This window comes from Vannielia sp. ABF1_015 (assembly GCF_056160745.1).
In genome coordinates this window covers 1,290,329-1,302,582 of record NZ_JBSWXT010000001.1, presented here as the reverse complement: position 1 = coordinate 1,302,582, position 12,254 = coordinate 1,290,329, and the positions used below count along the sequence as shown (strand labels likewise).

Sequence of the window (12,254 nt, the reverse complement as noted above, 5' to 3'; positions counted from 1 at the left end):
CATCACTGAACCCTCGCAATCGTCGTTTCGATCTGGAGCTTGTAGCCGCCGCGCCAGCGCTTGCGGATCAGCGCCTCCACCGCCCTCAGGCGGGCGCGCGCCAGATCGGGGCTTTCACTCGCCCGGTAGTAGGTGACCCGCAGCACCGTTGGGGTCTTGCCTATTTGTTTCACCAGCCCGTCCACACCCTGCACCAGCGCCGCAGAGGGCCGGTTGGTGCCGCGCTCGAAGGCCTTGGCCGTCAGGTCCACCTCGACCAGCTTGCCCAGCTTCGCGCCGAAGTTCAGCTCGGTCATGATGCCTGCCGTCAGGCGCATCACCCGCGGGTTCTCGGTGGTCACCCGGTAGCCGGTGGGCAGCGAGCGCTCGTCGAGCTTGAGGGTGAAGTTGGAGCCGATCTTGGCCGGAAGCAGCGCGCAAGGCACGTGGTAGCGGCCAAACTCGTCGGTGGTGATGATATCGCCGCGCACCGTGACAAGGCGCACCCCTGGAATACCCGGCTCGCCCTTCTGCTGCTGCTCGATTACCTCGGGCGCAGTCTGGAACTTGCCCTTGGAGTAATACTCCTGATCGCTCACCACAGCAGGACGGCCCGGAGGTGGATCCTGATAGCCGTTTCCATTCCGGTCATCGAAGACCTTGCCGATCACATCGCCGCAATCGAACACCGGCTCTGGCGCCACGTCGATCGTGGCCTCGGCAGTGTTGGAAACCTGCACGCCCCGGTCATCCAAAGCGAAGGCGATGTTGGTGAACTCCCCTGCCCCTTCGAGCAGCAGAGCCGAAAGGCGAAGGGTGGCCGTTTCACCGGGGGCGAGGTCGATGTCGTCCCAGCGCAGGGTGCGACCACTGACAACCGGGGCAGGCGTCTCTGCCCCGTTGAAGGTGGCGCTGCCGGTCACATAGCGCATGCCGCCGGGGAGCTGGTCCACCAGCGTCAGCCCGCTTTCGCCGGTCGTGTTGTTGTTGGTGAAGGTCACCTCGTAGCGCACGATCGAGCCCGCGCGGAACGGCCCGGCAGAGAGCACGGTTTTCTCGGCCAGCAGGTCTGGTTCCTCTTCAAGCCCCGGAATGCCCGCTGCCGCCGTTACCGGCACGGTCACACGATCGGTCGTGACCTCGGCCACGTTGTCCTGTGCCGGGCTTCCATCCGCGATGTCGAACTCCACGGTAAAGGTCACTGTCCCGGTCCGGCCGGGCAGCAGCACCGCGCCGGGGGCCAGCGTGGCAGTATCGCTCGCGCCATCGAAACCGGTATTGGGGCTGGCCGCCTCGAAGCCGGACACGACAGGCACCGTCACGCTCGAAAGTTCGGCAGGCACAACCCATGCAGCAAGATCGTCGGTAACCTGCACGTTCTCTTGCGTCACGTTGCCCGCGTTTTCGGCCGCGATGGTGAAGGTCACGCGGAAGAGGCTGCCCGCCACCCGCTCGGGCGTGGAGGCCGTCTTCTCGACGTTCAGCGTGTTATCGGGTGCCACGATCACCTGTGTCGGGTCGTTCAGCGCATTGCCGTCGTCATCATCGCCATCGTCCGACATATCCGAAATCGGCAGGCCGCCGGGGTTGGTGCCTGTCGCGGTCGCGGTGTTCTCGATGCCGCCTGCGTCCACATCCTCCTGAGTGAGCGTGTAGACCACCTGCCAGCTTGTGCTCTCGTCCGGCCCGATATCGCCGCCCGCATCAAGCGCGGGGCTGATGCTGTCGGGGGTGAGCAGGGTGCCGTCGAGATTGGTCAGAGTATCTTCCAGCGTCACGCCCGAGAGGGTCACGTTGCCGGTATTGGCCGCCACGATTTCGAAGGTCACGCTCTCGCCCGCCGCCGTTGGTGCACCGGCGATGACCCTCTTCACCGTCTCGATGCCCGGCGCGGCCTCGATGACCAGTTCTGTCGGGTCTACGGCCGGGTTGCCATCGCCCGGGTCATCGTCGCTCGAGACATCGCTCACAGGGTCGCCCTGCGGCCCCTCGGCATCAACCGTCGCAAGGTTCGAGATGCCACCGGCGTCCACATCCTCCTGCGTCAGCGTGTAGCTCACCTCCCACTGCCAGCTTTCACCGGGTTCGATGGTCTGGGCGGTGGCATTCGGTCCCACCCGCACCGGTGCCGAAACCCCGGCGCTTATGTCGGTGCCATCGCGCCGTGTCAGCACGTCGCTCGGCTCGGCATTGAGGATACTCACGTTGCCCCGGTTGAAGGCTTCGATGAGGAAGATCACCTCGTCATCCGCCACGGTCCCCGTCTGAGAGATGGATTTGACCACGTCGAGCACAGGCTCGGGGGTGATCTCAACCAGCGTCGGATTGTCGTCGCCGTTGCCATCCACACCATCATCGGAAACGCCGGTAACCAGCGTGCCGCTCGGGTCAGTCGCGGTGACTGTCGCGGTGTTGGAGACCCCGCCCGCGTTCACATCGGTCTGAGTGATCTCATAGGTCGCCGTGTACACCCAAGTTTCGCCCACATCGAGACGGTCGTCTGTGTCGGCATCGCCGGAGGCATAGACGAACGGCGTGGTCAGGAAGGTCGGTCGCCCGGTGGCGATCCGCTCCATCTCGTCGGAAATGCCCGAGATATCGAGCGTCACGTTGCCGGTGTTCTCCACTGCCAGTTCGTAGGTCACGACCGAGCCAACCGTGGTTGCGGGCACGATGGCCGTCTTGATCACGTCAATCGACGGGTCCGCATCGGGGCCTAGTGTGGTGATCTCGTCCACTGCTTCCGAGGTCTGGCCCGTGGTCGTGGTGCCCGTGGCCGAGGCGCTGTTGGTGATCTCGCCTGCGTCCACGTCTTCCTGCGTGACCGTGTAGGGCATGGAGCAGCTCGAGCTGTTGGTCTCGCCCACTGCGATGCTGGCCACGGTGCAGCTGAAGCCCGGCACCATTGGGTCGGTCACCGTCACGTCTTCCAACGTGAAGGGGCCGTTGTTGGTGAGCGCGAAGCCGTAGGTGATGGAGCTGCCGACGCCGCCGAAGGGAGTGGGCGTGGCGGACTTCACCAGCACCAGCTCGCTCGGTACCGCGGGCGCGCTGGAAACAACCGGATCGCTGGTGTCATCCACCCCATCGCCCTGCGGCGTGATCGCCTCGACCGAGGCCACATTTTCCACCTGGCCCGCGTCCATCTCCTCTTGGGTGATGGTCAGCGTGCCGGTGCAGATCTCTGCCGCCCCGGGCGCGAGGGTGGCAAAGCTGCAATCCAGATCGGCCAGCAGCGGGTCGGCCACTTCAACGCTGCTTAGCGTCTGGTTGCCGGTGTTGGTGACCGTGAACGTATAGGTCAGCACGTCGCCCGGCTGGGTGTAGCTGGCGCTGTCGACCTCTTTCAGGATCTCGATCTGCGGGTCGGTCGCCGCCTCGGTCAGCTCGGTTTCGGGCGGGCTGGTCACGATGGTCGGGATGTCACCATAGTCGGTTTGCGCATAGGCCGAGTTCAATACCTCGCCCGCGTCGAGATCCTCCTGCGTCACCTCGTAAACCGCCGAGCATTCGGCCACTTCACCCGCGATCAGGTCGGGGTTGGTGGCCGGGTCAGGGATGAAACAGGCAATCGGATCGGGGAAGTGATCGTCATACACATCCACCTGCCGGGCAAAGGCCACGGTGCCGGTATTGGTGACGGTGAAGTTGTAGGTGATCAGGTCGCCCACCTCGGCAAACTGGTCGTCCGCGCGCGGGGCACCGCCCGCATCGGTGACGGAGCCAAGGTCTTTCACTATGGTCAGGGCCGGCACGCCATCAAGCGGGATGGTCTCCGACACCTGCGGCGAGTCTGTGCCGCCGCTGCTCGCGGTGGCGAGGTTGGTGGTGCTGGCCAGTTCCACATCTTCCGAAGTGATCGTGTAGGTGCCGGTGCATTCGAGCGTCGCGCCGGGGGCAAGCCCGCCTGCGGGCAGCGCCGGACAGGTCACATCGGGGATCAGGTTGTCGGAGATGGCGACCGGCTCGGTCAGCGTCACGTTGCCGGTGTTCTCCACCGTGTAGGTGTAGCTCACCTCGCGCCCGGTGACGAACTCCTCCGAGGGCAGCTCCTCTGCCACCTTGTCGACCGTCACTGCAGGCAATTGTTGGGCCGGAACCGTCTCGTCATCGGTCACCGGATCGGCATCGCCCGCGCTGGCGGTGGCGCTGTTGAGCACCTCGCCAGCGTCAATGTCGTCCTGCGTGACGGTATAGCTGCCGGTACAGACAACAACCGCACCCGGCGCATAGGGCGGCACCGGGCAGTCGATTGTGCCGCCAGCATCGGTGATGAGCGGATCGTCGATCACGATCTGATCGGTGAGGGTGATGTTGCCGGTGTTCTCGACAGTGAACTCGTAGTCCAGCACATCGCCCACGGCATCAAAGGTCGGTCCGCCCGCGGCGAGCGCCTTGCTCATGTCGATGGCGGGGGCAGGGGCGATCTCGTTCACCGCCGGCGTGTCCGTCGGGTCCTGCACCCCTGCCCCGCCCGGCGAAGTCGCCGAGCCGGTGGCCACGTTCTGCACGCCGCCCGCATCAATATCATCCTGCGTCAGCACGTAGGTCGCGGTGTAGCTCGCCACTTCGTCCACCTGAAGCGTGCCCTCGCCGGAACCGAGCGTAGCGCCCGCGAATGTGGGGCCGGAGGCCAGCGTCAGCGGGGTGCTGTCGAGCCGGGTGAGACCATCGTCGGTCACCGCCACATCGGTGAGGGTCACGTTGCCGGTGTTCTCAACCGTGATGGTGAAAGTCACCACCTCGCCCACTTCCTCGGCCGGTATCGTCACCGCTTTCAGCGTTTCCACCGCAGGCGCTTCGGGGATGGCAAAGGGCGTGGGGCTGCTACCGTTGCCAGCGCCGTTGTCGGACACGTCGCTCACCGGGTCGCCATCCGGCGCGGTGCCGGTGGCGGTGGCCGAGTTCACCAGCCCGCCCGCGTCGATATCCTCCTGGGTCAGCACATGGCTCACCTCGTAGGTCCAGACCTCGCCGGGCGATAGCTCCGCGCCGTCGCCCTCGGTCAAAACTGGCGTGGGCGCGGGGGCGATGTCGGTGGCATCCTGCCGCCGAAGCGTGTCGGCTAGCGAGACCCCTGTCAGGGTCACGTTGCCAGTGTTCTCCACCGTGATCTCGAAGGTCACGGTGCTGTTGAGCGTGGTGCCGGGTGTGCCCTGCACCTGCTTGATCACTTCCAGTTCCGGCTGGTCGGGCGCGACGGTGACCACCTCGTCATCACTGGCCGTTGGCGTGCTGCCATCGGGGCTGTCCGCAGTGAGGCTGACGGCATTGGTCAGGTCATTGCCCGCGTCGATATCGGCCTGCGTCACCTCGTAAGTGGCGGTCAGCGTGACGGGCACGCCCGGCTCCAGCGTGGCGATCACGCCGCCGTTCTCAATGGCGAGCGGCGCAGTGCCGGCGGCGCTGGTGTGGGCGTCGGTGAGGGTCACGTCGAACAAGCGTACATTGCCAGTGTTGGTGACGGTGTAGCTGTAGGTGATGGTCTGCCCCTCGACCACCTCGGTCGAGTCGTTGGCTTCCTTTACAACGGCCACGCCGGGGGTTTGCACCGCAGGCACTGTCTCGGTCGCGCCAGCATTGCCGGGGTTGCCCGGATCAAAGGGCGCTTCAGCCGAGGAGACCGAGGCAACGTTGGTTATGCTGCCTGCGTCAAGGTCATCCTGCGTGACAGTATCGGTGCCGGTGCACTCAATGAAGTCACCCGGCAGCAGCCCGCCAGCAGGTGTCGGCTCGCAGGTGATGGCGGAAATACGGTCATCGCTGACAACAGGCGGGTCCGTACCGCTGGCGTTCAGCGTGACGTTCCCTGTGTTGGCCACCGTGTAGGTATAGGTGATCACCTGACCGACAGCGTTGAAGCTGGCGAGGTCAGCAACCTTGTTCAGCGCGTATTCAGGCTCTTGCTCCGGCCCGTCACCGGTGAGCGTGTCTTCCCCAGTCACCGGGTCGCTGTCCGGCGTGGCGGGCTGGGCCTCGGCGCTGGCGGTGTTGTCAATGAAGCCGCGGTCGATGTCGGCCTGCGTCACCGTATAGGTGAACTCGCAGGTTGCGTCCTCCTCGCCCGGTGCAAGCGGGCCAACGGTGCAGGTGCCGGGCACGATGCTGTCGGTCACGTCAATTGTGTCGAGGGTGATGTTGCCGGTGTTCTGCACAGTGATGAGGTAAACAACCTCCTGCCCCACAGCAGAGAAGGCGGCGTCGGGCTCGGTGTCGCGCAGGTCCTTGATCACCGTCACCTCTGGATCATACGCCTCAAGCGGATGGGTCGTGGTGGCGCTGTCGGTCACTGGCGTGCCCGCCGGGTTGGTGGCGGTGACATCGGCAGTGTTTTCCAGTTCCTGCGCGTCAATATCCTCCTGCGTCACCGTGTAGGTGCCCTCACAGACGAGCGACTGGCCCACGTCAAGCGTTACCGGCACCACGGCGGGTGCGGCATCAACCGTGCAGGTCAGCGCCGGAATCCGGGCATCGGTGATCTCGACGCCCGAGAGCGTCTGGTTACCAGTGTTCTCGGTGGTGATCCGGTAGGTGAGCTCATCGCCTTCCGCCGCCGGGTCCGGCCCTGCGATCACGGTTTTTTCGGTGGTCAGCGCAGGCAGCTGCTCGCCGGTGACGGTGACGCTGTCGGCGGGGGAGAGCACCTGCGTCGGAGTTCCGGCAGGGTCAAAGGTGGCCTCTGCCACGGCGGAGTTCGTCACCTCGCCCGCGTCCAGGTCTTCCTGCGTTACCAAGTAAGTGGCAGTACAGGTGGTGGTCTCACCGGGGTCGAGCACGCCTAGGTCGGTGGGTTCACAGCTGATGGTGCCGGTGATCTTGTCATCCTCAACCGTGATCGGCTCGGGAATTGCCGGGGCGATGCCACCCGTGCCCTCGGAGGAGTTCTCGACCGTGTAGGTATAGATGATCGGGTCGTTCAGCGCCGAGAAGCTGGTCACATCGGCGCTCTTCTCGATGGCGAGCGCAGCTTCCACGTTTTCCGGTGTCGTCACAGATGAGGGGTTGGAGGTGGTGCCATCGCTGCTGGCGGTGGCGGTATTGGTGACAGACCCAAGCGTCACATCATTCGCCGTCACGGTGTAGGTTCCGGTGTAAATAAGCTCTTCACCCGGCAGCAGCCCCCCGGCAGGGAAGGTCGCCGGGGTCGTCAAACTAATGTCGTTCGGATCGGTGATCACGTTGTCCGATACCACCGGCTCTGTGGTGATCGTTGTGTTTCCAGTGTTCTCCACCCGGTACTGGTAGGTGATCACCTCGTTTACGGTGAAGGTGTCGTTGGTGATCGAGACAAAGCTCTTTTCCATCAGCATCTCGGGCTCCTGCACGGCCAGCGCTGTCACGCTGTCACTGCCCGCAGGCACAGGCACGCCGCCGAAAGTGGCAACGGGGCTGGCGGTATTGGTGATCTCGCCCGCGTCGATGGCGGGCTGATCGGCCGTCCAGCTATGGGTGCAGGTCACGCTGGCACCGGGCGCAAGCGGCCCCGCGGCGCAGGTGAGACCAGTGCCGATCTGGTCGTCATCCACGGTGATCGGGCCGGGAATGGTGACATTGCCGCTGTTGGTGACGATGTAATCGTAACTCACCTCGTCACCGGGGTCGCGGTAAGTGCTCGGCGTGTTCGGGGTGATCCGCTTGTCGATCGAGAGCTCCGGGCCCTGGTCCGCCAGAACGGTTGCGCTTTCCTCATCCGACTCGACGGTCACGCTGCCCCCCGGCGTAACCGATTGGGTCACCGAGGCGGTGGCGAGGTTCGTCACCTGTCCTGTATCCAGATCGTCCTGCGTCACCGCATAGGTCGCCGTACAAGTGAGCGTGTTTCCCGGCGCACTGACGGAGATACCCGCCGTCGGCGTTGCCGGACAGCTGACGGATACCTTGTCATCCACCACGCTGAACGGGCCGGTGAGGGTCACGTTGCCCTCGTTGGTGATCACGTAGTCATAGGTGATGGTGTCGCCCACGTCGGTGAAGTCCGCACCCGAAGTGGGCGACTTGACCATCGAGATCGCCGGCAGCTGCGCCGGGCCAGAGAGCGTAACGCTGTCGGTCGCAGTGAGCGTGCCATCAGAAACGGTGACAGTGTTGATCAGAGAGCCCCGGTCAACGTCTTCTTGGGTAATCGGATAGCCAACACGCAGCGGGTTGCCGCTGGAGCATTGGGTCACGCTGGTGCCGGGAGGGATATCGGCGAGGGGGCAACTGCTGGCGGTCAGCGGGTCGCTGATGGTGAGGCCCGAGAGCGTCACGTTGCCATCGTTGAACACCTCGAAGGTGAAATACTCGACGCTGGAAACAGCGCCGTAGCTGCCATTGCCGTCCTCTTCTGACTTGACCACGCGAAGTGCCGGTGCGGCATCTTCCAGATCAACAGTTTCGTCATCGCTGGCCACCGGGTCATCCACCCCGTCAGGTGCATCGGCCGTGGCGCTAACGGCGTTGTCCAAGGTGCCGCCCGCGTCGATATCGGCCTGAGTAACGGTGTAGCTGGTGAACAACGTAACGCTGGCCCCAGGGGCGAGGCTGGCGATCACGTTGGAGGGAGAAAAGGTGAGCGTGGTGACGTTGCCGGAGGCATCGGTGTGAGTGTCTGTCAGGGTCACGTCTTCAAGCGTGACATTGCCCGTATTGGTGACGACGTGGCTGTAGGTCACCACGGTGTCCACAGCAACCTCGGTGTCGGCGCTGGCGGTCTTCTCGACGGTGAAAGCCGCACTCCGGGCCGGGCCGGATATATTGGAGGTGCTTGGCACCGGCGCTTCGCCCGGAATGGTGGCGGTGGCGGTGTTCTCCACGAAGCCGCGGTCAATGTCGGCTTGGGTGATCGTGTAGGTGGTGGTGCAGGTGGTATCGTCGGTCGCGGTCACAGCAAGCGTGGCGATGGTGCAGCTGTAGCCCAAGAGCGGGTCGTCCACGACGATGTCGCTCAGGGTCACGGTGCCGGTGTTGGTCACGGCAAAGCTGTAGTTCACCACGTCACCCGCAGCCGCGAAGGGGTCGAGGTTGGCCGTCTTGTCGAGCGACAGCGCGCGCACCTGCGCCGCCGGGTCGGCGGTGACCGTCTCGCTCGCGGTCGCGCTCAGGCTCTCGCCCGTGGGGGCAATGCCGGTGGCGCTGGCGGTGTTGTCGATCTGGCCGCTGTCGAGATCGGCCTGTGTCACCACATATTCGCCCTGGCAGGACACCACGCCATTGGGCGGAATATCGGTAAAGCTGCACGCCAGACCCGGGATCTTGGGGTCGGTCACGCTCGCCGAAGAAATCGTCTGCGCCGTCTCGTTGGTGATCTCGAAGGTATAGGTCACGGTGCTGCCGACCGCGCCGAAGCTGGCAGGGCCGGTTTTGGTTAGGCTCATCTCGGGGGAGATATCGGCTTCGACCGTCGCGGTTGAACTGGGCGAGGTCAGTCGGCCAGCAGGGGCGTCGATGCTGGCGGTCGCGGTGTTCACCACCTCGCCCGCATCCACCTCGGCCTGGGTAACGGGGCTGTAGGTGCCGGTACAGGTGATCGCATCCCCGGGCGTAAGCAGCGCAGGCACAGCCGGGCAGTTGATTGCGGCGATCTTCGGGTCGTCGACCGAGAAGTTCTGGAGGCCGAGCACGAAGAGTGTGTCGCCGGTGTTCGTCACCTCAAAGTCATATGTGATGCTGTCGCCCGCCGCATCGAAGGTCGAGCCAGGCTGCGGCGTCTTCACCAGTGTAAGGCCGGGCGTGCCATCCTGCGGCACGGTCGCCGTGTCGGAGTTGGAGGTCGTCGTGCCATCGCTCGCCGTGGCGGTGTTGGTCACCGAGCCGGCGGTAAAGTCGGCCGGAGTGACTGTATAGGTCGCCTGACAGGTCCGCGACGCGCCGGGCACGAGCGGGGCGTTGCCGCAGTCGATCGGGCCGGGGAATCTGTCATCCGTCACCTCGATCGGGTCGGTGAAGGTCACATTGCCGGAGTTGGTGATCTCGTAGGTATAGGTCACCGGAAGGCCCGGGGCGTAATCCGCCGGGTCCACCGCCTCGGCGGTCTTGGCGAGGGTGATCTCCGGCTGCTGATCGGCGTTAATGGTCAGGCTCGTTTGGTCGCTCTCCACCGGAGCGCCCTGCCCTGTAACGGCATCTGCGGAGGCAGTGTTGGTCACCTCTCCCGCGTCGAGATCGTCTTGCGTCACGAGATAAGGCGCATCCGAGGTGCAGGTGATCGACCCGCCGGGCGGGATGCTGGCATCGGCGCAACTGGCGCTCACCTTGTCATCGGCAATCGTGGGCGTCTCAAGCGTGACGTTGCCGGTGTTGGTCAGCACATACTCGTAGTTCAGCGCCTCACCCACAGCCTCGAAGGTGGTCGCATCTCCCGCAGGCTGTTGTTTGAGGATCTCAAGTCCGGTGGTGATGACGGCGGGCACGGTCACATCGGCCTGCCCTGTCTCGGTCACGCCGCCCACGGTAATGCTGGCCTCGGCGATGTTTTCCACCCCCTCGGCATCGAGGTCTTCCTGCTGGATCCGGTAGTCTGCCGTGCAGGTGATCGACGCTCCCGGTGCCACCGGGCCGGCCGGGCAAATCACCGCATCGCTCACCAGATCGTCGGTGATCGTCGGCGGTGCGGGCCACGTGACGTTGCCGGTGTTGGTGATCGCAATCTCGAACTGGATCAGGTCATCGACCGCATCGAAATCTGCCTGTAGCGCCGATTTGGCGATGATCAATGTCGGCGTTGCCGCAGGGCCATCGAGCGCCACGCTGTCGACGGGGCTGGTCACGGTCGCGCCATTGGGGTCTTCCCCCTCGGCCTCGGCCTCGTTGATCAGCTGGGTGCCGCTGTTGATGAAGGCGTCGATATCGGCCTGCGTCACCGTATACTGCGCGGTGCAGCTCTGGGTGTTGTTCGGCGCCTGCGGCACAAGGCTGGCCATGGTGCAGATCGTGCCAGGGATCCGGTCGTCGGTCACAACGATATCGCTAACCGTGGCATCCCCGTCATTCGTGACCTCGTAGGTATAGGTGATAACCTCGCCCTCGGTGGAGAAGCTGCCCACGCTGGCCGTTTTCTCTATAATAAGAGACGGCTGCAATGCCGCGGGCCCCTCGACCTCCCAGCTATCGGTCACCGCGCCCAGCGAGCCATACTCCGGGTCGCCCTGCGCCTGCGCGATGTTGACCACCTCCTGCGCATCGTAGTCCTCTTGCGTAACCACATATGTTCCGGTGCAGGTCGCCATCTCTTCCGTGCCACCACCGGTCGTTTCGTTGATGGTTGTTTTGTCGCAGGTGACATTCGGGATCTTGTCGTCGGTCACCGTGAGGTTGTTGATGTTCACCGACCCGATGTTGGTGACCTCGTAGGTGTAGGTGATCACCTCGCCAACGGCCGTGAACTCCGTCTTGTCGGCTGTCTTCTCGAACTCGTAGCCCGGCGCGATCGTCCGCAGCGCCTCGTCGCCGAGGCTGTTGCCGCGGGTGAAGTCCCAGTAGTTGTCATTGGGGTCGCTGTCGAACACCTGCGTGCTGGTCTGGCCGCTGGTGAGGATGTCGTTCAGCAGGGTCTGGTTGGTGGAGCTGAACCAGCCGGTGTTGAAGGTGTTGTTGCCGAAACCGGTAGCAAAGCCGAAGCTGGTGGTGCCCGAGTTGTTGGTGATTTCGGTCGTCAGCCCCGACCAGCTGCCTACATTGGTGCCGTTCAGAATGAGGCTGATGTCATTCTGATCGAAGCCGCCGGGCTGAGTGTCGCCGTCATAGGCCGAAAACCGGATGTAAACCTGCGCGATCGACCCGCCAAAATACTCGGTACAGGAGCGAATGCCGCAATCCAGCGGAATCGGATCGTTGATGGTGAAGGGGTTGCCCCGGAAACGCGCGGGCTGGCCGTTGTTCTGGAAGCCGACGAAGGCGCCGTCCGGGTCGGAGAATTGGTAATAGATATTGCCGTTGACGCCCACCATCACGATCACGACACCCCCCGCTTCGGGATAGACCGAGGGAAGCGGAATGCCCGCCCCCGGCACCGTGCTGGTGAAGGTGGTGGCCGAAGCCTCCGATCCCGGTATCAGGGCCGTGACGGCAGCAAGGAGCGATGACTTCAGCAAAAGGTTTCGCAGCGACAAGACACTCTCCCCAATTCAAAACCGTGACCACTCCCACAAAGTCTAGTTGCCGGCAGGGCGGAACAACATAGGGCGCCCACCCCCACCTCCGGTTGAGCCGGCGGTGTATCCCCTTTGCCACAAGGGCGCCGGAGCCCCCCCCTCCGACCGGGGATGGTGAGCGTGGGAAGGCCAAGGCCCCCCTTT

Annotated in this window: 1 protein-coding gene; it reads right to left on the bottom strand. The window is 64.3% G+C overall.

Annotation, left to right across the window (positions count from 1 at the left end; translation table 11 throughout):
* Positions 1–2: 2 nt before the first annotated feature.
* Positions 3–12,068: a DUF7507 domain-containing protein gene (locus tag ACXAG6_RS06595; RefSeq protein WP_475336255.1), complete on the bottom strand. Its 12,066-nt coding sequence runs from the start codon at positions 12,066–12,068 to the stop codon at positions 3–5.
* Positions 12,069–12,254 lie beyond the last annotated feature (186 nt).